The sequence below is a fragment of the Psychrobacter sp. 16-MNA-CIBAN-0192 genome (assembly GCF_040309565.1).
Taxonomy (GTDB): Bacteria; Pseudomonadota; Gammaproteobacteria; order Pseudomonadales; family Moraxellaceae; genus Psychrobacter.
This window is the reverse complement of record NZ_JBEOOX010000115.1, coordinates 1-289: the sequence shown is the minus strand read 5'-3', so window position 1 is coordinate 289 and position 289 is coordinate 1. Positions and strand designations below refer to the sequence as shown.

1 protein-coding gene is annotated in these 289 nt (G+C 42.9%); it reads right to left on the bottom strand.

Annotation, left to right across the window (positions count from 1 at the left end; all coding sequences use genetic code 11):
* On the bottom strand, positions 1-289 hold a 289-nt coding region (locus tag AAEY78_RS12570), incomplete at both ends, for a hypothetical protein (RefSeq protein ID WP_352339670.1).

The following is a 289-nucleotide window of genomic DNA, read 5'->3' as shown; positions in this document are numbered from 1 at the left end:
GCTAAGGCCGTCCATTGAGGGCGTTGGAATACCAAGCAGGTTATTTATTTCCCCCCCAGGGCCAAAAGCTGCATAAAGTGTAAACGCCCCTATATAACTCGGTATAGCTAAGGGAGCTGCAAATATAACCAGCCATAATTTTTTAAATGGCAAATGCACATAAGCACTAATAAACGCCAGTGGCACGCCAATTAAAATAGAACCCAATACAGTTAACGCCATTAACGATAAGGTATTAGCTAAAATGTCGAGGTTATGGCTGTCAAATACTGAGCTTGTGTCGCTGGCA